The organism is Caulobacter sp. (assembly GCF_965279145.1).
Lineage (GTDB): Bacteria > Pseudomonadota > Alphaproteobacteria > Caulobacterales > Caulobacteraceae > Caulobacter.
On sequence record NZ_OZ257139.1, the window covers coordinates 4212455 to 4231811 of the forward strand.

18 protein-coding genes and 2 tRNA genes are annotated in these 19357 nt (G+C 67.5%); 12 read left to right on the forward strand and 8 right to left on the reverse strand.

The annotated features are described in order from the left end of the window. Window positions 1-4: 4 nt before the first annotated feature. From ACQY9P_RS19670 to ACQY9P_RS19685, 4 genes are all read right to left on the reverse strand, one after another. Window positions 5-703, reverse strand: coding sequence for a peroxiredoxin-like family protein (locus tag ACQY9P_RS19670; protein WP_421737546.1), 699 nt, complete (start codon window positions 701-703; stop codon window positions 5-7). Continuing rightward, window positions 700-1641, reverse strand: coding sequence for an ABC transporter substrate-binding protein (locus tag ACQY9P_RS19675; protein WP_421737545.1), 942 nt, complete (start codon window positions 1639-1641; stop codon window positions 700-702). The genes ACQY9P_RS19670 and ACQY9P_RS19675 overlap by 4 nt, the downstream gene beginning before the upstream one ends. A gap of 10 nt (window positions 1642-1651) precedes the next feature. Continuing rightward, a complete protein-coding gene (locus ACQY9P_RS19680; protein WP_421737544.1) occupies window positions 1652-4270 on the reverse strand; it encodes a TonB-dependent receptor plug domain-containing protein in 2619 nt (872 codons plus the stop codon). Between the two features lie 220 nt (window positions 4271-4490). Beyond that, complete coding sequence (locus tag ACQY9P_RS19685) at window positions 4491-5327, reverse strand: LysR substrate-binding domain-containing protein (RefSeq protein WP_421737543.1); 837 nt, start codon at window positions 5325-5327, stop codon at window positions 4491-4493. 128 nt (window positions 5328-5455) lie between these two features. Here ACQY9P_RS19685 and ACQY9P_RS19690 point away from each other — a divergent pair, with 128 nt between their 5' ends. The 12 genes from ACQY9P_RS19690 (at window position 5456) to ACQY9P_RS19745 (ending at window position 17940) form a co-directional block, all read left to right on the forward strand. Continuing rightward, window positions 5456-6265, forward strand: a complete 810-nt coding sequence (locus ACQY9P_RS19690) for an ABC transporter permease (protein ID WP_421737542.1) — start codon at window positions 5456-5458, stop codon at window positions 6263-6265. A 1-nt stretch (window position 6266) separates the two neighbouring features. After that, on the forward strand, window positions 6267-7070 hold the full coding sequence (locus tag ACQY9P_RS19695) for an ABC transporter ATP-binding protein (RefSeq protein ID WP_421737541.1): 804 nt from the start codon (window positions 6267-6269) through the stop codon (window positions 7068-7070). Beyond that, window positions 7067-8245: an acyl-CoA dehydrogenase family protein gene (locus ACQY9P_RS19700; RefSeq protein WP_421737540.1), complete on the forward strand. Its 1179-nt coding sequence runs from the start codon at window positions 7067-7069 to the stop codon at window positions 8243-8245. Before ACQY9P_RS19695 ends, ACQY9P_RS19700 begins: the two co-directional genes overlap by 4 nt. Then, a complete protein-coding gene (locus ACQY9P_RS19705; RefSeq protein WP_421737539.1) occupies window positions 8242-9192 on the forward strand; it encodes a D-isomer specific 2-hydroxyacid dehydrogenase family protein in 951 nt (316 codons plus the stop codon). Before ACQY9P_RS19700 ends, ACQY9P_RS19705 begins: the two co-directional genes overlap by 4 nt. Before the next feature lie 10 nt (window positions 9193-9202). Then, window positions 9203-10045: a class II aldolase/adducin family protein gene (locus tag ACQY9P_RS19710; protein WP_421737538.1), complete on the forward strand. Its 843-nt coding sequence runs from the start codon at window positions 9203-9205 to the stop codon at window positions 10043-10045. Then, window positions 10045-11037 carry an ABC transporter substrate-binding protein gene (locus tag ACQY9P_RS19715; RefSeq protein ID WP_421737537.1) on the forward strand — a complete coding sequence of 331 codons (993 nt, stop codon included), beginning with the start codon at window positions 10045-10047 and terminating at the stop codon, window positions 11035-11037. The genes ACQY9P_RS19710 and ACQY9P_RS19715 overlap by 1 nt, the downstream gene beginning before the upstream one ends. 131 nt (window positions 11038-11168) lie before the next feature. Then, entirely contained in the window at window positions 11169-13349 is a 2181-nt protein-coding gene (locus ACQY9P_RS19720) for a TonB-dependent receptor (protein ID WP_421737536.1), read from the forward strand. A gap of 4 nt (window positions 13350-13353) precedes the next feature. Beyond that, window positions 13354-13965 carry a cysteine dioxygenase gene (locus tag ACQY9P_RS19725; protein WP_421737535.1) on the forward strand — a complete coding sequence of 204 codons (612 nt, stop codon included), beginning with the start codon at window positions 13354-13356 and terminating at the stop codon, window positions 13963-13965. Continuing rightward, the gene (locus tag ACQY9P_RS19730) at window positions 13962-15539 is read left to right on the forward strand and encodes a rhodanese-like domain-containing protein (protein WP_421737534.1); all 1578 of its coding nucleotides are present in this window, start codon (window positions 13962-13964) and stop codon (window positions 15537-15539) included. Before ACQY9P_RS19725 ends, ACQY9P_RS19730 begins: the two co-directional genes overlap by 4 nt. Window positions 15540-15546: 7 nt before the next feature. Next, window positions 15547-16194 carry a glutathione S-transferase family protein gene (locus ACQY9P_RS19735; RefSeq protein WP_421737533.1) on the forward strand — a complete coding sequence of 216 codons (648 nt, stop codon included), beginning with the start codon at window positions 15547-15549 and terminating at the stop codon, window positions 16192-16194. 105 nt (window positions 16195-16299) lie between these two features. Beyond that, on the forward strand, window positions 16300-17394 hold the full coding sequence (locus ACQY9P_RS19740) for an LLM class flavin-dependent oxidoreductase (protein WP_421737532.1): 1095 nt from the start codon (window positions 16300-16302) through the stop codon (window positions 17392-17394). A 6-nt stretch (window positions 17395-17400) separates the two neighbouring features. Then, window positions 17401-17940: a flavin reductase family protein gene (locus ACQY9P_RS19745; protein WP_421737531.1), complete on the forward strand. Its 540-nt coding sequence runs from the start codon at window positions 17401-17403 to the stop codon at window positions 17938-17940. 256 nt (window positions 17941-18196) lie between these two features. Here ACQY9P_RS19745 and ACQY9P_RS19750 read toward each other — a convergent pair. The 4 genes from ACQY9P_RS19750 to ACQY9P_RS19765 all read right to left on the reverse strand — a co-directional run bounded on the left by ACQY9P_RS19750 (window position 18197) and on the right by ACQY9P_RS19765 (window position 19338). Then, window positions 18197-18273, reverse strand: a tRNA-Arg gene (locus tag ACQY9P_RS19750). A gap of 27 nt (window positions 18274-18300) precedes the next feature. Then, window positions 18301-18606, reverse strand: coding sequence for an ETC complex I subunit (locus ACQY9P_RS19755; protein ID WP_421737530.1), 306 nt, complete (start codon window positions 18604-18606; stop codon window positions 18301-18303). 101 nt (window positions 18607-18707) lie between these two features. Further along, window positions 18708-18784: transfer RNA gene (locus ACQY9P_RS19760), tRNA-Pro, on the reverse strand. A gap of 65 nt (window positions 18785-18849) precedes the next feature. Then, window positions 18850-19338: a DUF192 domain-containing protein gene (locus tag ACQY9P_RS19765; protein WP_421737529.1), complete on the reverse strand. Its 489-nt coding sequence runs from the start codon at window positions 19336-19338 to the stop codon at window positions 18850-18852. Window positions 19339-19357 lie beyond the last annotated feature (19 nt).

Here is a 19357-nt window from a genome sequence, read left to right on the forward strand (position 1 = left end):
CGGTCTATTCGGCGGGAACGAGGGTGATGTCGCGAACGGCGGCGACGATGGCGTCGGCCTCGGTGCGGACCAGCCAGTCGGGACTGACGTCGACAAAGCGAGCGATGCGGTCATGGCCGATCACCACCACGGCGGGCTGGGGCAATTCCCAGGTCCCCGTGCCGGTGGTGTCGCCGATGAAGCCGCCCTTGGCGCGCTGCGCGGCCTGGCTGGCCTCGTCGGCCGTGTAGAGAATGCCAAAACGACGCCCCAGCGCGTTGCCGATATCCGACGCGACCTTGAAAGACAGGCCGTGGCGTTGGCGGATCTCGATCAGGCGGTCGGGAACCTGCGGGCTGACGGCCACCAGGGTCGCGCCGACGTCGCGCAGGGCCAGCGCCAGGGCCTTGTCGTAGTAGGGCAAGGCGATGTTGCAGGCCGGGCATCCGGCGAAGCGGAAGAAGATCAGCACCGCCGGGCCGGTGGCTGTGAGGCTTTCGAGGGTCAGATCGCCCCCCTCGACATCCTTCAGAACGAAGGGCTCGACGCTGTCGCCTTCCTTGATCCAGGCCGCCGGATCGGCGGTTTCCACCAAGATCCGGCGTTGATCGATATTGATCTGCAGGGCGGCTGGGTCCCAGGTGCGCACGCGCTCGGCATGCAGGGCGGCCAATTGCTGATTGAGGCTCATGGTGCGGGTTTCCTCGGCTAGGTGGATCGTCACGGCTGGATCGTCGCGTTGAACGAGGCGTCAAAGGCGTCGGCGGGATCGCGGTTCGACTTGACCGCGCCACTGGTGCGGAACCGGTCGAGCACGGCCTTGGCCTCGGCGATGGCAGCAGCGTCGATGGCGGCGGGCTCGGCGCGATAGCGTTCGACGGTGTAGAGCGCGACCTCGGGCGACAGGCCGGTCTCCTTCGACAGAACGGCGGCGAATTCCTTCGGGTGCGCGGCGGTCCAGCGCCGGGCCTTGGCCAGGCGGCGCAAGAAGTCCTCGATCTGCGGCCGCTTGCCGGTGATCGCCGGCTCGCTGGCCGCCTCGTAACCAAGCCCGCTCATCACGCCTTCGCCGTCGGCCAGGATCGTGGCGTCATCATGCAGGCGCGCCAGGGCGACATAGGAGCCCCAGGTCACCCAAGCGTCGATCGCGCCGCTGCTGAAGGCGGCCTTGGCGTCGCCGGGTGACAGGAAGACCACCGACACGTCCGTCGGCTTCAGGCCGGCGTCCTCGATCAAGCGCAGCAACAGGTAGTGACCGATCGAGCCCCGCCCCGTGGCGACCTTCTTGCCCCTCATGTCGGCCACGGTGCGGATCGGCGAGCCCTTGGGCACCAGGATCGCCGTCGCAGAGCCCCCGCTCTTGCCGGCCTGCACCGCCTTGATCCTGGCCCCGCCGGCGTAGGCGAACAGGAACGGCGCGTCGCCGGCCTCGCCCAGATCCACCGCTCCCGCTGACAGCGCCTCCAGCAGCGGCTGGGCGGCGGGAAACTCGCTCCACTCGATCTTGTAGGGCGCACCTTCCAGGGCGCCGGAGGCGACCAGCGCCGCCTTCGTGCCGCCGCGCTGGCTGCCGACCTTTAGGAGCTGACCGCCGTCCTTCGGGCCGCAACCCGCGAGCGTCAGAGCCAGCGCCAGACCGGCGAAAACAGAATGTCTCAGCATCGCGCCCACCTCAGAACTGCTGGGTCAGGCGGGCGTAGTAGTAGCCGCCGGTGATGCCGAAGGGCGAGAACATGCCAAACTGGTTCAGGCCCGTGTCGGCGTTGATGATCCCGATCTTGTCGGGATGCTCGTCGAACAGGTTGTTGGCCCCAATCGCTACGTTGGTCGTCGGTCGCACGTCCCAGGAGAGATCGAGATCGGTCACCCACTTGGGACTGAAGACCCGGTCCAGGCTCGCCGAGGTTCCGGCCTCGGTATATTCGCCGTAGCGGGTCGAGCGCAGGCTGGCCGTGAGCTTGTCCCGGCTCCAGACCGCGCCAAGAATGACCTTCTCGCGGGGCGTCCCAATGGTCAGGTCGGCGATCTTCTGCCGGTCGAACAGCACGAGGTTGGGATTGACCGCCTTGAGGATCGCCGGCGTCGCCAACCGCTCGCGGATCTTGGTCTTGTTGAAGGCGTAGGCGGCGTTGAGGTTGACCCGGCCGGCGTCGCCCAGGTCGAAGCTGTACTCGCCGACAAGGTCCACGCCCGTCGTCCGGGTGGAGACGGCGTTGGTATAGTAGGTCGCCGTCAGGCCCTGCGGGAAGCGGGCCAACAGCGGGGCCAGGGTCGGCTGCGAGGCCAGCTGGGCGATGTTGAGATCAAGGTTGCTGGTGTCGACGATGCGGTCGTCGATATCGATCTGGTAGGCGTCCAGCGTCACGCGCAGCCGGCGGACCGGCTCGGCGGTGATCCCGACGCTGTAATTGGTCGAGGTCTCGGGCTTGAGCGGCGTCGCGCCCAGGGCGGCGGCTTCGGCGCTGTCGGGACGCAGCACCTTGATGGGAAAGCTCAGATACTCGCCCGCCACGCATGGCGCGCCGCGGAAGGTGTTGTTGGGCGCGGCCGGGCACAGGCTGGCCGAGATGGTCGAGCTGGCGAATACCGACTGGCCCAGGGACGGCGCGCGGAAACCGTTGCTGACCGTGGCCCGCACGGCATAGCCGGGCAGGAACTCCCAGCGCGTGGTGAACTTGCCGCTGGTGGTGTCGCCGACGCTGCGCGTGAAACGCTCATGCCGCAGGGCCGCCCCGACATACCAGTTGCTGGTCAGGTTGGTCCCGATATCGACATAGGCCGCGTAGCTGTCGCGGGTCGCGGAGCCGGCGTCCCGCGGCGCCGTGCCGGCATATGACGCCAGACCGGGATTGGGGCGCAGCCCGGCGAACGGCTGTCCAGCCGGAATGACGTAGCTCCCGACAACATAGGAGGCCTCGTCGCCGGCCTCGATCAGGAACCGCTCATAGCGCTGCTCCAGACCCCAGGAGACCTGCAGCGGCTGCGGCGTGAGGCCCTTGAACTCCCGCGTTACATCCAGGTTGGTCGTGACCTGCTGGAACTCGTGGGTCGACAGGTGGAAATAGGTCGGGCTGCTCGGACCCAGCGTGGCGTTGAGCGTGTTCTGGGCGTCGAGCTGGGCGTGATCCTGGGCAAGGGTGGTGGAGAGGTCCCAGTCCCAGCCCGCCTTGACGCCGCGTGCGCCGAAGCTGGTCTGGAAGTCGGTCTCGAAGATCCTCCGCAGGGCGTTGAAGCCATAGGGATAGACCTCGGGCAGCGAGTTGCGGTTCTGAGGTCGGCCCGCCGTGACGCCGGCCACGGGCGCGAGGTTGGGCAGGAAGCTGCCGGTCACCTTCCTGGACGACCGGTGGCTGAGCGTGCCCGACGAATAGAGCGTCAGGTCCTTCCAGGGCAGTTCGGCATTGTAGGACGCCGCCAGGATGTCTTCCTCGCCGGGACCGTAGCTCTGGCCCCAGAAGTAGCGGTCGGCCGTGGCGTCGCGGGAATCGGCCGTGACCGTGGTGACGCCGCCGACGGTCGTGACCGTGGGCTGAAAGATGTATTGGGCGCGCGAGGGCACGGCGCGCGAGGCGGCCTCGTTGTTCTTCCAGTTCAGCGCCAGGCTGACGAAGCCGCCGTCGTCGCCGAGCGGCAGACCATAGTTCAGGGTCGCCGAACGCGTGTCGCCGTCACCCAAATAGTTCTGGCCGCCGGTGTAGCTGAACGACCCGCCTTTCGCGTCCTTCTTCAGGATGATGTTGACCACGCCGGCGATGGCGTCCGAGCCGTACTGGGCCGAGGCTCCGTCGCGCAGCACCTCGATCCGCTCGATGGCCGACGCGGGGATGAAATCCAGATCCACCGGCACGCCGCCGCGCCCGACCCGAGCCAGGTTGTTGATCAGCGACGTGGTGTGGCGGCGCTTACCATTGACCAGGAATAGGGCCTGGTCGCCGTTCAATCCGCGCAGGGTGATGGCTCGCACCGTCCAGGACGTGCCGCCGCCATTGATGCCCGGCAGGTTGAACGACGGGATCAGGGTGTTGAGCACCTCCTTGAGACCGACCTTACCGGTGGTCAGCAATTGCTCGCCGCTGATCACGTCGACGGGCGCCGGGCTGTCGGCGACCGTGCGCCGGACGCCGCGCACGCCGGTGACGATGACGCTGTCCAGCGCCGTTGCGCCATCGACGGCGGGATCGACCGGAACTTCAGCGGCGACGGCGGAAACGGCGAAGGCGGACACGCAGGTCAGAAGCGCCAAACGTAGAAGCGGCCGGCGAGCGGCGCGGATCGAAAAGGTCAAGGTCATCCCCTGCACGGGGATCGATGCCCCGCGCCTTCCTGGTCTTGAAAGAAGCAAACGCACCGTCGATGCGGCGCCGGGGGAAACCTTGACGGGGAAACTTTACTTCATCGATAGAGTATTTCTTCTCGCCATTTGAGCATTTTATATATCGCGATCAAAAATATGCGTGACGAGCTAAGATCAATGTGGATCTAAAATATATCTCTTAAGCCAAAATCATGGATCAGAGCTCAATGGCGGCCGCGTGAACCAATTGTCCGAGCTTCAAGATCGATGCATGCGGTGAATCATTTGTTCGCTGGACATAGGCGACCTGCGGCAATTCCGGCAAACCCACCGCCTCAAGAGGCGGACTGCCGGGCAGGAAAAGCACCGTCCGGCAGGTGACCGCGAGGCCGGCCTGAACCGCGGCCCGCAAGGCCGAAAGACTGGGTGTTTCCAGGGCCACCCGATAGGCGCGCCCTTCCCGATCGAGCGCGGCCAGAGCCGCGTCGCGAAAACGGCAGGGCGCCTCAAGAATGGCGATCGGCAACACGGCCTGCTCGGCCAGGGCCTCGTCGCCATGCCAGACCATCGGCGCGACACGCACGGCGGCGGGATCGTCAGGCGGCCCCATGCACAGGATGACGTCGAGACGGTCGCTGCCCAGCAACTCCAGCAGTTCGGGCGAGCCGGCCACCCGCACCTGCAACTGGGTGTCGGGATTGAGTTTTGAAAACCGCGCCAGCACACCCGACAGCAGGGTCTCGGCGAAGTCCTGCACCAAACCCACACGGGCTGGGCCGGCCAGGGTGTCGCCCGTCAAGGCCACGACGGCCTGGTCATTGAGCGCCAGGATTTCCCGAGCACGAGGAAGCAGGGTCTGGCCCGCCGGGGTCAGCACCAGACGGCGACCGTCACGATGGAACAGCGGCGTCAGCACCGTCTCTTCCAGGCGCTTCATCTGCAGGCTGAGCGCCGACTGGGTGACGAAGACGCGCTCGGTCGCGCGCAGCATCGAGCCGCTGTCGACGATGGCCACGAAGCTGCGCAGAAGTTCGGTCGGAAGATTGGTGGCCATGGCCCGCCCTTGAGAAACTCTAATAAGACCCCTGAGGATAAGTCTATTGATCTGGTAGGAATTAGATCGCCTTCTCTGTGGACCAAAGGCGCTTGCGCCGCAACGGCTCACAGCGTGGAAGGGCCTCAATGTCTCTGGCGGAGACCCACAGAAATTCTTCAACCGGATCATGGCGTTGGCCTGATCTGTCGCGCGCCCGCTGGCTGTCGCCAATCATCCTGCTCCTCATCTGGGAACTGGGCTCGCGGGCGGGTCTGATCCCCGAACGGGTTCTGGCCGCTCCCTCCGCCGTCGCGAAAACCGCCTGGGAGCTGACGATTTCGGGCGAGCTGCCGTCAAATCTTCTGGTGTCGCTTGGCCGCGCCGCCGCTGGGTTGGCGGCGGCCCTGACCGTCGCCGTGACCTTGGGGCTGGTCTCGGGCCTGTCTCGCTGGGGCGAGACGCTGGTCGACCCGCTGATGCAGATCAAGCGAACCATCCCGTCCCTGGCCCTGACCCCTCTGTTCATCGTCTGGTTCGGCATCGGCGAGGCGCCGAAGATCACCCTGATCGCGGTCGCGGCCACCTTCCCGCTCTATCTGAACCTCTTCGCCGGCATCCGGGGCGTCGACGTGCGGCTGGTCGAGGCGGCCCGCAGCTTTGGCCTGTCGGGCTGGTCGCTGATCCGCGAGGTGATCCTGCCCGGCGCCCTGCCCTCGTTCTTCGTGGGCCTGCGCTACGCCCTGGGCGTCGCGGTGCTGGTGCTGGTGGTGGCCGAACAGATCAACGCCCAGGCCGGCCTGGGCCACCTGATCAACAACGCCCGCGACTTCATGCGCACCGACATCATCGTCGTCTGCCTGCTCGTCTACGCCCTGCTCGGCCTCGGCGCCGACGCCCTCGTCCGCACGCTGGAGCGCAAGACTCTGGCCTGGCGCCCCAGCCTCGTGGAGCAATGACATGGTACAGCCCCGCCTTCGCACCCGTCCCCTGACAGTCGTTTCCGGCGCCGCGCCGCCGCCGACCGTACGCCTGAAAGGCTTCACCCGCCGGTTTGGCGACAATGTCGTCATCGACGGTCTCGACCTGACCATCGCCCCCGGCGAGTTCGTCGCCCTGCTGGGCGCCAGCGGCAGCGGCAAGACCACCCTGCTACGCACCCTGGCGGGCCTGGATTCGGCCCAAGGTCAGGACGTCGCCACCCCCGATGCGCGCGCCGTGGTCTTTCAGGACGCCCGCCTGCTGCCGTGGAAGAAGGTCTGGCGCAATGTCGCCCTGGGCCTGAAGGGAAGCGACATCCGCGCCCGCGCCGAGGCGGCCTTGCGAGAGGTGGGCCTTGGCCATCGCCTCGACGTCTGGCCCTCCACCCTGTCCGGCGGTGAGGCGCAGCGCACCGCACTGGCCCGCGCCCTGGTTCGCGAACCGGCCCTGCTGCTGCTGGACGAGCCCTTCGCGGCCCTGGACGCCCTGACCCGTCTGAAGATGCACGATCTGGTTCTCTCGCTCTGGCGCGAACACAAGCCCGCCGTGCTGCTGGTCACCCACGATGTCGATGAAGCCATCGCCCTGGCCGACCGCGTCCTGGTGCTGGACAAGGGCCGCATCGCCGCCGAGGAGCGCATCGCCCTTGAGCGGCCGCGCCAGCCCGACGCGCGCTTCCACGCCATCCGCCGCCGTCTGCTGGCGCATCTGGGCGTCGACACCCCCGCGCCGCAAGCCGAGGGCGCCCTGGTCGCCTTCCCGACCGGCGAGGTGGTGCTGTGAACGCCCCCGCCCTCCGCCTGACGCCGACGCCGACGCCGGACCTTCCCGATCTGGACCTCATCCTGCCCGGCCTGACCGCCGCCTTCGCCGCCACCGCCGGCCAGCACGACCGCGAAGCCAGCCTGCCGACCGCCAACTTCGAGGCCCTGCGCGAGGCGGGCCTACTGGCCCTGACCGCGCCCAGGCGACTGGGCGGTCTGGAAGCCGACCTGCCGACCGCGCTCAAGGTGATCTCGGCCGTGGCCCGCGGCGAGCCGGCCACGGCGCTCGTTCTGGTCATGCAGTACCTGTTCCACGCCTCGGTGGAAGGCCGCTCCGGATGGCCCGAACATCTGAAGCAAAGGGTGATCGGTGAGGCGATCAGCGACGGCGCCCTGATCAACGCCCTGCGGGTCGAGCCGGATCTGGGCACGCCCGCGCGCGGCGGCCTGCCCGCGACGATCGCCCGCCGCACGCCCGAAGGCTGGCGGATCGACGGCCGCAAGATCTATTCCACCGGCTCGACGGGCCTGACCTGGTTCGTGGTCTGGGCCCGCTCCGACGATCCCGAGCCATTGGTCGGCGGCTGGCTGGTGCGGGCCGACACACCCGGCATCACCATCGAAGAGACGTGGGACCACCTTGGCCTGCGCGCCAGCGCCAGCCATGACGTGGTGTTCGAAGACGTCCTCGTGCCGCTCGACCACGCTCTGGACCCGCAACCCCTGGGGGCGCCACCGCCCTATCCCGCCAGCTTCGCGGCCTGGTCGGCGGTGCTGACCGCCGCCATCTACGACGCCCAGGCGCGCGCGGCCCGCGACTGGCTGATCGGGTTCCTGGCCAATCGCAAGCCCGCCAACCTGGGCGCGGCGCTGTCGACCCTGCCCCGCTTCCAGGAAGCGGTCGGTGAAATCGACAGCCTGCTGCTGTCCAACCGGGTTCTGCTCGACACCGCCGCCAGGGGCGAGGTCACAGGTGTAGAGGCCGGACAGGTCAAGCACCTGGTTACCGAAAACGCCATCAGCGTGGTCGAAAAGGCCCTGAAGCTGACCGGCAATCCGGGCCTGACGCGAGGCGCCCCGCTGGAACGGCACCACCGCGACGTGCTTTGCGGCCGGGTTCACACCCCTCAGGCCGACGTGGTGCTGACCAGCGCCGGCAAGGCCGCCTTCGCGGCCCATGAGGCGGCGCGATGACTCGCCTGGTCGTCGCCAGCCAGTTGCCGGACCTATTCAACAGCGTCTTCGCCCAGCACGCCGGCGACGCCGATATCATCGCCGTCCCCCCAGGCCTGACCGCGCCCCTGCCCGACAAGGCGCGGGTCTTGGTCGCCGCCCCGTTCCGCAAGGCCGGCGGCGTGCTGCCGGCCAAGGCGCCCAGCGGCTGGCCCTATGATGTGGAGTGGGTGCAGTTGGTGTCGGTCGGCATCGACTTCTACCCCGACTGGCTGTTTGACGGCCCAGTGGTGACCTCGGCGCGCGGCTCTTCGGCCGTGGCCCTGGCCGAGTTCGCCATGGCCGCCATTCTGGCCGACGCCAAGCGCCTGCCCGAGATCTGGATCGACAAGGCCGAGCGCTGGGCGCCGCAGCCCCTGAAGCTGATCGCCGGCACCACCCTTGGCCTCGTCGGCTTCGGCGCCATCGGCGAGGCTTTGGCCCCGCGCGCCCAGGCCCTGGGTCTGAAGGTCATCGCCACCCGGCGCTCGGACCAGCCGATCCCGACGCCGGGCGTCGAGCGGGTGGCCGATCTGAAGACGCTGCTGGCCCGCAGCGACCATGTCGTGCTGGCGGCCCCGGCGACGCCGGAAACCCACCACATCATCGGTCGCGACGCGCTGGCACACGCCAAGCCCGGCCTGCACCTGATCAACATCGCGCGCGGCGCCCTGATCGATGACGAGGCCCTGCTGGAGGCGCTGGAAGACGGCCGTGTCGCCCGCGCCAGCCTGGACGTCACCCATCCAGAGCCCCTGACAGAGGGCCACCCCTACTACACCCATCCCCGGGTGCGGCTCTCGCCCCACACCTCGGTCCATACGCCCGACACCCGCATCAATCTCGCGACCCGCTTCGCCGAGAACCTGGCCCGGTTCCGGTCCGGCGCGCCCCTGGCCGACGTCGTCGACCTGTCGCGCGGCTACTGAAGGACACCCCATGACCGCCATCAGCCCTTCTCGCGCCTTCGCCGCGCAAGGCCCTCACCCGGCCAAGATCGAGACCGCCCTGCCCGAGTTCGGATCGAAGGTTCTCCCGGTCCAGCCGACACACGAGCAGGAGCGGCTCTATCGAAAGCAGCGCCTGGCCGCCTCGTATCGCCTGTTCGGCCGCTACGGCTTCGACATGGGCGGCGCGGGCCACATCACCGCCCGCGATCCAGAGCTAACGGACCACTTCTGGGTCAATCCGTTCGGCGTGCACTTCAGCCGCATCAAGGTCTCGGACCTGATGCTGGTCAGCCATGCCGGCGAGATCGTTCAGCCGCCCGCCAAGGTCCCCGCGCGCCTGAACCGCGCCGCCTTCGCCATCCACTCGCAGCTGCACGAAGCGCGGCCCGACGTCGTGGCCGCCGCCCATTCGCACTCGCTGTACGGCAAGGCCTGGTCGGCGCTGGGTCGGCTACTGGATCCTCTGACCCAGGATTCCGCCGCCTTCTATGACGACCACGCCCTGTTCGAGGAATTCTCCGGCGTGGTGCTCGACACCAGCGAAGGCCAGAAGATCGCCAAGGCGCTGGGGCCAAGGAAGGCGGTGATCCTGCTGAACCACGGCATTCTGACCGTCGGCCAGTCCGTCGAGGCCGCCGTGTGGCGCTATCTGGCGCTGGAGAACGCCTGCCAGACCCAGCTTCTGGCGGAAGCCGCCGGCCCGACCAAGCCCATGTCGCCGGAGGTCGCCAAACACACCGCTGGCCAGGTTGGCGGCGAGGCCGGCGGCATCTGGGCCTTCCAGCCCTACTGGGATGTCGTCACCGAAGAAGAACCGGACCTGTTCGACTGATGGCTGGCCTCACCCTTTCCCGCCGCCATCTGATGGCTGGCGGTCTCTCGATTGGCGGCCTGTCCATGGCGGGCCTGACCGCCTGCTCGCCCTCCAGCGACGGCAAGGCTATCGACCTCAAGGACCTAACCCTGCGGGTCGGCACCTATCGCGGTCAGATCAATGCGGTGTTCAAGGCCGCCGGCCTGGCCGACACGCCCTACAAGGTGGCGTATTCGGAGTTCGCCGGGGGCAACCTGATCGTCGAGGCCATCAACGCCCGCGCGATCGACCTCGGCTCGATGAGTGAAATCCCGCCGATCTTCGCGGCCGGCCAGCCCACCCTGATGAAGGTGGTCGCCGTCCAGAAGGCCGATGTGACCTCGCAGCTGGTGCTGGTTCCCAAGGGCTCGCCGATCCAGTCGGTGGCGCAGCTGAAGGGCAAGCGCATCGGCTATGTGCGCGCCACGACCTCGCAATACATCCTGCTGCGCCTGCTCCAGGAAATCGGCGCCAGCCTGGACGATATCAAGCCCGTGGCCCTGTCGCCTCAAGACGGCCTGGCCGCCTTCGAACGCGGCGAGCTGGACGCCTGGATCATTTATGGCGTCCAGGGCTTTCTGGCGCGCTCACGCGGGGCCCGGGTGCTGACGACCGGCCTTGGGCGGCTGTCAGGCAACTATGTTTACAGCGCCCTGTCGGAGTCACTGGACGATCCGATCCGTCTGGCCGCGATCGGTGACTACCTCCAGAGGGCCCAGAAGGCTTGGAAGTGGAAGGACGCCAATCCCGACGCCTGGGCCGACATCATCGCCAAGGCGACCGGCGCGCCGAGGGAAGCTTTCCTGCTGACCCACCGCGAGCGCGACAGGGCCGCGGAAATCCTGCCGGTGGACGATGAAGCGATCGCCTCGGAACAGGCCGTCGCCGACGCCTTCGCGTCAGCGGGCGTCATCCCCGCAAAAGTGGACGTTCGCCCCCTATGGGACAAACGTCTCAATTCGTTTCTCTGAATATTGAGATCATCAAATGATCAATATTCGCCGCGCCGATATGAGTAAATCTGAGACCAATTAGATATTATGTTGTTTGAAATCAAATTCCCGCACGCGCCTTATCCCTACCAATTCTATCGGGGATAAACATGCGTAACACCTTCTTGAAGACGTCGCTGGTCGCGGCGGGATCGATCCTGGCTCTGGCTACGGCGGCCAGAGCCGATACCCTGCCGCCAACCGACGCCGACGGCGCGCCCGCCGTGGAGCAGGTGATCGTCACCGCCGAGCGCCGCGCCACCGACCTGCAGAAGACGGCCATCGCCATCTCAGCGTTCGGCGAGCAAGTTCTGGCCGACCGCAAGATCGACAACATCCGTGACCTGTCGGGCCAGATCCCGAACCTCAATATCGGCCGGGTCACGATCAGCCACACCACCCAGACCTATTCCCTGCGCGGGGTCGGCGAGGCCGATCCGATCCAGGAGCCGGTGCTGGCGGTCTATGTCGACGACGTCTACATCCCGCGCCAGATCGGCTCGATGGTCGAGTTCAACGACCTTGAACGGCTGGAAGTGCTGCGCGGTCCGCAAGGCACGCTGTATGGCCGCAACTCCAGCGCCGGCGCCCTGCGGGTCATCACGCGCGACCCGGGCCAGGCGTTTCGCGCCAAGGCCGAGGTCGGCCTTGGCAATCTGGGCGCGGTCGATGTGCGCGCGCTGATCGAAGGACCACTGGTCGAAGGGAAGCTGGCCGGCAGCCTCTCCTACATCCATCACAGCCGCGACGGGACGGCGTTCAATCCGACCCTGAACCATGACGTCAATCGCATCGACCTGAACGCCTACCGCGCCAAGCTGCGCTGGACGCCGACAGAGAAGCTGGATGTGCTGCTGACGCTCAACGCCGTGGCCGACCGCAGCGATACGCGCGGTTACATCCCGCTCAAGCAGCCCGGCGGCGTGTTCCGCAAGGACCGCACCTATTCCGAGGTCGAGCCGGCCCAGGATCTTGACCAGGCCAGCGGCTCGATCCGTGTCCAGTACGCGATCAATGACGCCCTGAAGCTGAAGTCGATCACCGCCTATGGCGGCTTCAACCTCAACCCCGCCAACTACGACAACGATGGCGAGGCGGCGCTGATCCAGAAGAACCTGATCCACTACAACGATCAGTACGCCACTCAGGAAATCCAGCTGAACGGCGACTATGGCGCCGTCACGTTCACCAGCGGCCTGTTCTACCTCCATGAGCGCTTCTTCGTGCAGCGCGACGGCTACAGCCGGCGCAACGCCCTGGCGACCGATCCGGCGGTGACGCCCGGCAACTACATCTTCGCCCGCGCCCACAACATCACCAACACCGACGCCTACGCCCTGTTCGGCGAGGCGACCTGGAAGGCCACCGAGCGCCTCAGCCTGACCGGCGGGCTGCGCTGGACCAATGAGGAAAAGCAATTCGTCTTCGACAACAAGACCCTGAACCTGGCCGGTCAGGTCACGGGTCAGTCGATCCGGGGTAAGGCCGACAAGACCTGGTCGGCGATCACGCCCAAGCTGGTGGCTCAATACCAGTGGACGCCGGACGTGCTGCAGTACGCCAGCTATTCCAAGGGCTTCAAGTCGGGCGGCTTCGACAACCGGGCCACCCGCCTGGACCTGGCCACCCTGCCCTTCGCGCCGGAGGACGTGACCACCTATGAGACCGGCCTGAAGACCCAGCTGTTCGAGAACCGCCTGCGGGCCAATCTCGCGGCCTTCTACAACGACTATCAGGACCTGCAGGTGTCGTTCTACGACCCGGCCTATGTGGGCAGCCGTCGCGGCAATGCCGGCCAGGCCCACACCTATGGCGTCGAGTTGGAAACCGACGCACGCCCCACCGAGCGCCTTGGCGTGCAGCTGAATCTGGGTTGGCTGTTCGCGGTCTATGACGACTACAAGGGCGCCGGTGGGGCCGGGGTGAACGCCGACGGCCATCGCCTGATCGGCTCGCCCCGCTGGAACGTGTCGACCGGCTTCACCTATGACGTGCCGGTCGAGATTCCCGGATCGCTCCGGGTAGGCCTGAACGCCCAATGGCAGAGCGGCATCGTCACCAGCGCCACCCCGGCGGCGGGTGGCCAGAACAACATCCCGTCGCAAGGCTTCCTGAACGGCGTGGCCACCTGGACCTCGCCCGACCCGCATTGGGCCGTCAGCCTCTCGGTGCGCAACATCCTCGATTCCGACAAGCCGGTCGGCTCGACCTACACGCCTTCGACCGGGGTCAACTACCAGAACTTCCCGGATCCCCGGACCGCCGTCGTCACCCTCAAATACGCGCTGTGATCCGATGAGCGAGCCCCGCCTTCACCGCCTGACCGACTTCGTCACGACCCTCGCCGCCGTGCTGGATCGCACGTCCGACGAGGCCAAGATCCTGGAGGACGGCGGCCGGCTGCTGGCGGGGCTTGTCGCCCACGATGACTGGCTGCCCGACGCCTATGCTCAGCCCGATCCGGTCCGCTACCAGCAGTACCTGCTGCACTGCGACAGCCGCGAGCGGTTCAGCGTGGTCAGCTTCGTCTGGGGACCGGGCCAGGCGACGCCGATCCACGACCACACCGTCTGGGGGCTGATCGGCGTGCTGCGGGGCTCCGAGCTGTCGCAGAGCTACGCCCGCCACGGCGACGCCTTCGCCGCCGCAGGACCCGTCCATCGACTGGAGCAGGGACAGATCGAGGCGGTCTCGCCCCGGGTTGGCGACGTGCACCGCGTCACCAACGCCTTCGACGACCGGGTCTCGATCAGCATCCACGTCTATGGCGCCAATATCGGCGCCGTGCGGCGCGCCACCTACGACCGCGAAGGGCGATCCAAGCCGTTCGTCTCCGGCTACGCCAACGCGACCCTGCCCAACCTGTGGGACCGCTCCCGCCCTACCCCCGTCGAGATTGCGCCATGACCCTGCCGACCGTCACGCCGCGCGAGGTCCGCAACGACCTGATCGCCCGCCGCGAGATCGCCCTGATCGACCTGCGCGAAGAAGACCCCTTCGCCAAGGCTCATCCCCTGTTCGCCTCGCAACTGCCGCTGAGCCGACTGGAGCTGGAGGTCCTGGACCGCATCCCCCGCAAGGACGCGAAGGTCGTGCTCTACGACAACGGCGAAGGCCTGGTCTCGCCGGCCGGCAAGCGGCTGGCGGCGCTGGGCTACACCCACGTCCATGCCCTGAAAGGCGGACTGCAGGGCTGGAGCGACGCTGGCTACGAGCTGTTCCAGGACGTCAATTCTTACAGCAAGGCGTTTGGCGAACTGGTCGAGGCGCGGCGGCATACGCCGTCCCTGCCCGCCCAGGACGTCCAGGCCCTGATCGACGCCAAGGCCGACCATGTCATCCTCGACGCTCGCCGGTTTGAGGAATACGCCACCATGAGCATCCCCGGCGGGATCAGCACCCCGGGGGCCGAACTGGTGCTGCGCGTCGCCGAACTGGCGCCCGATCCCGCCACCACCGTGATCGTCAATTGTGCAGGCCGCACCCGCAGCCTGATCGGCGCCCAGTCGCTGGTGAACGCCGGCGTGCCCAACCCGGTCTTTGCCCTGCGCAACGGCACAATCGGCTGGACCCTTGCCCAGCAGTCCCTGGAGCATGGCCAGAGCCGTCGTTTCAAGGACGTCTCCGACCAGACCCTGAAGCAGGCGCGCGGCAAGGCGCGGGCCGTGGCCTATCGCGCCGGCGTCCGCCGCATCGACGCCGAGGGATTGGCCGATCTGGCCCAGGACCGCAAACGCACCCTCTATCGCTTCGACGTCCGCACGCCCGAGGAATATGCCGCCGGCCATCTGCCGGGGTTCCGCAGCGCGCCGGGCGGCCAGTTGGTGCAGGAGACCGACGTCTTCGCGCCCGTTCGCGGCGGCCGCATCGTGCTCGCCGACGACCTGGGGCCGCGCGCCGACATGACCGCCTCATGGCTCGCCCAACTGGGCTGGGACGTTTATGTGCTGGACGGCGCTTTCGAGTGCGAGCTGGAGACAGGCCCTTGGCGCGCGACGCGACCGGCCCTGCCCAACGTCGAGACCCTGACGCCGCGCGATCTGGCCCAGGCCCTCGCCGATGACGCCGTCGTAGTGCTGGACCTTGCCCCCAGCCCGACCCACCGCAAGGGCCATGTGCCGGGCGCCTGGTTCGTGATCCGCGCCCGTCTGGCCGAAGCTTTCGAGCGCATCCCGGAAGGCAAGCCAATCGTCCTGACCTCGCCCGACGGCGCCCTAGCGCGTCTGGCGGCGGCCGAGGTCGAGGAGATTTCCGACCATCCGGTTCGTGTGCTTGAGGGCGGCACGGAGGCCTGGATCGCCGCCGGCCGCGCGGTGGAGCTGGGCCTTACCCGCGCCGCGTCTGATCCGGAGGACATCTACAAGCGTCCCTACGAGGGCACCGACAACGCCGCCGAAGCCATGCAGGCCTATCTGGACTGGGAGTTTGGCCTCGTCGATCAGCTGGCCCGCGACGGCACGCATGGCTTTGTCGTGATCTGAGGCCGCCATGTCGTTGAAACTCTATTTCGCGCCCGGCGCCTCATCGCTCGCTCCGTTGATCGCGCTGGAAGAGATCGGTGTTCCCTTCGAGGCTCACCGGATAGACCTTGCCGCCGGCGAGCAGCGCCAGCCGGCCTATCTGAAGGTCAATCCGCGCGGCCGGGTGCCGACCCTGGCGGTCGATGGCGAACCGGTCACCGAAGTGCTGGCGATCCTGACCTATCTGGTCCACGCCTATCCTCACAGCGAACTGCTACCCTTGGCCGATCCGCTGAAACTGGCCCACGCCTATGAGGTGATGAGCTGGTTCGCCAGCACGGTTCACGTGGCCTTCGCCCAGATCGCCAGGCCCGAACGCTTCGCCGATGACGAGACCGTCAAGGCGGCTCTGGCCACGCCAGGCGAGGCCCGTTTCCACCGCACCCTCACCGACATCGAGCGGCTGGCCAAAGGCCCCGGCTCTTGGCTGCTCGGCGACAGCTTCAGCGCCGTCGACGCCTACGCCCTGGTCATCTGGCGGTGGGCCGAGCGCCGCCAGATCGACACATCGGCCTATCCCGCCTGGAGCGCCAAGGCCTACCGCGCCCTGGCGCGCCCGTCGGTCAGGCGCGCGCTCCAGAAGGAGGCCGCGCAGCCGACCCCCGTCGCCTCTTGAGCGGCCTGATGAGCCTGCCTGATCAGACCCTTGAGAACTCCTCGCTCATCCCCGAGCGGGCCCGCCCCTAGACTTCGCCCTAACCCCAGACTGGAGCCTCCTACCATGCCCGTCGAATTCATCGGTTTTGTCGGCGCCCAGAACGCCTCGGAAATTCATCCGCCCAGCGGCCCGGCCATTGACCGCGACTATGTCGAGCGCGTCGCCCGCGCCCACGAGGACGGCGGCTTCGACCGCGTCCTGGCCGCCTTTCACTCCACCGGTCCGGAGAGCCAGCTGGTGGTGGCCCACGCGGCCTCGGTCACCTCGCGCCTGGGGTTCATGATCGCCCACCGGCCGGGCTTCACCGCCCCCACCATCGCCGCCCGACAGTTGGCCACACTCGACCAGTTCACCGGCGGCCGCGTGGCGGTTCACATCATCACCGGGGGCTCCGACGAGGAGCTGGCCAAGGACGGCGATCACCTGACCAAGGATGAGCGCTACGCCCGCACCAGCGAGTACCTGGACATCGTCCGCCAGGAATGGACCAGCGAGACGCCGTTCGACTACAAGGGCGACTACTACAATGTGGTCCAGGCCTTCGGCGGCGTGAAGCCGCACCAGAAGCCGCAGATCCCGGTCTATTTCGGCGGCTCGTCCGACGCCGCGATCCCGGTGGCCGGCAAGCACGCCGACATCTTCGCCCTGTGGGGCGAGACCCAGGCCCAGGTCGCCGAGACGATCGCCCGTGTGCGCCACGCCGCCGTCAAGCACGGCCGCCAAGTGCGTTTCTCGCTGTCGCTGCGCCCGGTGATTGCCGACACCGAAGAGGCCGCCTGGGCCAAGGCCGACGCCATCGTCGCCAAGACCAAGGCCCTGCGCGAGGCCGCCGGCCTGCCCACCAGCGGTCACCGCCCGCCCAACGCCGGCTCGCAACGCCTGCTCGACGCGGCCAACCAGGGCTCGCGCCTCGACAAGCGCCTGTGGACCGGCGTCGCCGCCGTCACCGGCGCCCAGGGCAATTCGACCGGACTGGTGGGCACACCCCAGCAGGTCGCCGAGGGCCTGCTGGACTACTACGACCTGGGCGTCACGACCTTCCTGATCCGGGGCTTCGACCCGCTGGAGGACGCCATCGCCTATGGTCGCGACCTGATCCCGTTAGTGCGCCAGCTGGTGGCCGAGCGCGACGCCCGCCCGGCCGTGGCGGCGGGCTAAACCCTGATGGCTCCGTTCGACGCCTCGGCCTCATGGTCCGCCGCGCCGGCGGAGCCTGACGGCTTCGCAGATCGCTTCAAGGACGCCCTGGCCAACCTGGCCAGCGGCGTGGCCATCATCTCCTGCTGGGATGACGACGCGCCGCGCGGCTTGCTGGTCAGCTCGATCACGGGCCTGTCGGTGGACCCGCCACGCTTCCTGTTCTGCGTGCGCAAGGAGGCCGCGAGCCACGAGGCCCTGCTCCGGGCCGAAACCTGCGGCGTCGCCATTCTATCGTCCGGCGACCACGAAGAGGCCCTGCGCTTCTCATCCTCGGCCCGCGCCAGCGAGCGGTTCGCCCCTTCGCGCTGGGACCTGGACCATCAAGACGCCCCGGCCTATCTGGGCGGCCTTTCAACCGCCACCTGCCGCATCGATAGCCGCATCGACGCCACCACCCATTCGATGTTCGTCGTCAGCGCGATTGATATTGTCGTGGCCCCATCAACCAACCCCTTGATCGCCTTTGCGCGCGGGCTCCATGGACTTGAGGCCGTGGCCGCATAGACGCGACCCGCGCCTACGGTATGCATGAAGCCGCCCCTGCGAACGTCGTAAGGGCGAAGCCTGCGCGAGACGGAACGGCTCGCACGGATCGCCAGAAAGCCCCGCCCAACGGCGCCATGCTTAAAGCCAGAAATCCGCGCGCAGTCCCTCCACCTTTCAGGCTGCGCGACCCGTCGAGCGCAAATCTATCTGCGCGAAAGGGAAAGAAAGAGAGGTTGCGGAAAGCTCTGGAGAGCCCCGGCAAACTCTCGGCAAGTGGCGCGCCCTGCTGGATTCGAACCAGCGACCGCTCGCTTAGAAGGCGAGTGCTCTATCCAGCTGAGCTAAGGGCGCGAACCGGGAGTATCCTGCGGACCGGCGCTAATGCGTCCAGGGCTGGCGGCGGCCGGCGGCGAAATTGTCGGCATAGGCCTTGAGAATCCGCTTGGGGACCTTGGGCTCGAACAGCTGAAAAGCCAGACCGTTGGCTTGGGCGTAGGCGACCGCCTCTTCCCGGGTCTCGAACGTGAGGCGCACCTGCCCCTTCATGTCCGTGGACTGGGTCCAGCCCATCAACGGATCGGAACGGCGGGCCGAAGCCGGTTCGAACTCCAGGATCCAGTCCTTGGTCTTGGCCTTGCCAGACTGCATGGCGGTCTTCGCGGGGCGATAGATGCGAGCCAGCATGAATCTCTCCAAAGGCGCTCGTCAGACATCCAGAGCATGACAGGCGCCGAGCCTGGTATCCACTCTCGGCTGTCATACACCAGGCAATCAGGTCTTGCCGATGGTCGGAGCGGCAGGATTCGAACCTGCGACCCTCTGGTCCCAAACCAGATGCGCTACCAGGCTGCGCTACGCTCCGACACATCGGCAGGCGCGTGCTCTACAAGGGTTCGTCGCCCGGAGCAAACGGGAACCGGCGCGGGATCAGCCTTTCGGGAAAATCCTGTGCAGGACGCGGTCGCCGGGCAGGATGCCAAGCTGCGCCGCGCGGCCGCCAGCGATTTCCAGCACGCCCAGAATGATGCCTCCGGAGGAAATCGGCGTCTCATCATGGGGGCGCGCGTTGCGGGCGATCGACAGCACCCGGCCACTGGGCGCGATGTAGATGATGTCCAGCGGGATCAGCGTGTTCTTCATCCAGAACGCCGCCGATTGCGGCTTGGCATAGGTGAAGAGCATGCCGCGATCCGGCGCCAGCGCCGTCCGGTACATCAGGCCGCGCTGCTGCTGAGCGTGGGTCGCCGCGATCTCGACCTGAAAGCGGGCCCGCCCCTTGCTGGTGATGATCTCGAGCGTCTCCAACGCGCCCGCGGGCTTTGCCCAAGCCGCGCCGCCGCCCGCCGAGACCGTCAAGCCAACAAGGCCGGCGAGAAGCTCGCGTCGTCTGAAACCACCTGTCAAAGCCACGCGCATCCTCATTCCCGAGCCCACT

Bases quoted from the DNA above. Each gene is read 5' to 3' on its own strand.
- ACQY9P_RS19705 (WP_421737539.1), top strand. From the start codon at position 8,242: ATGACTCGCCTGGTCGTCGCCAGCCAGTTGCCGGACCTATTCAACAGC.
- ACQY9P_RS19730 (WP_421737534.1), top strand. From the start codon at position 13,962: ATGACCCTGCCGACCGTCACGCCGCGCGAGGTCCGCAACGACCTGATC.
- ACQY9P_RS19740 (WP_421737532.1), top strand. From the start codon at position 16,300: ATGCCCGTCGAATTCATCGGTTTTGTCGGCGCCCAGAACGCCTCGGAA.
- ACQY9P_RS19710 (WP_421737538.1), top strand. From the start codon at position 9,203: ATGACCGCCATCAGCCCTTCTCGCGCCTTCGCCGCGCAAGGCCCTCAC.
- ACQY9P_RS19765 (WP_421737529.1), bottom strand. From the start codon at position 19,338: ATGCGCGTGGCTTTGACAGGTGGTTTCAGACGACGCGAGCTTCTCGCC.
- ACQY9P_RS19720 (WP_421737536.1), top strand. From the start codon at position 11,169: ATGCGTAACACCTTCTTGAAGACGTCGCTGGTCGCGGCGGGATCGATC.
- ACQY9P_RS19715 (WP_421737537.1), top strand. From the start codon at position 10,045: ATGGCTGGCCTCACCCTTTCCCGCCGCCATCTGATGGCTGGCGGTCTC.
- ACQY9P_RS19695 (WP_421737541.1), top strand. From the start codon at position 6,267: ATGGTACAGCCCCGCCTTCGCACCCGTCCCCTGACAGTCGTTTCCGGC.
- ACQY9P_RS19675 (WP_421737545.1), bottom strand. From the start codon at position 1,641: ATGCTGAGACATTCTGTTTTCGCCGGTCTGGCGCTGGCTCTGACGCTC.
- ACQY9P_RS19690 (WP_421737542.1), top strand. From the start codon at position 5,456: ATGTCTCTGGCGGAGACCCACAGAAATTCTTCAACCGGATCATGGCGT.
- ACQY9P_RS19745 (WP_421737531.1), top strand. From the start codon at position 17,401: ATGGCTCCGTTCGACGCCTCGGCCTCATGGTCCGCCGCGCCGGCGGAG.
- ACQY9P_RS19685 (WP_421737543.1), bottom strand. From the start codon at position 5,327: ATGGCCACCAATCTTCCGACCGAACTTCTGCGCAGCTTCGTGGCCATC.
- ACQY9P_RS19755 (WP_421737530.1), bottom strand. From the start codon at position 18,606: ATGCTGGCTCGCATCTATCGCCCCGCGAAGACCGCCATGCAGTCTGGC.
- ACQY9P_RS19725 (WP_421737535.1), top strand. From the start codon at position 13,354: ATGAGCGAGCCCCGCCTTCACCGCCTGACCGACTTCGTCACGACCCTC.
- ACQY9P_RS19680 (WP_421737544.1), bottom strand. From the start codon at position 4,270: ATGACCTTGACCTTTTCGATCCGCGCCGCTCGCCGGCCGCTTCTACGT.
- ACQY9P_RS19735 (WP_421737533.1), top strand. From the start codon at position 15,547: ATGTCGTTGAAACTCTATTTCGCGCCCGGCGCCTCATCGCTCGCTCCG.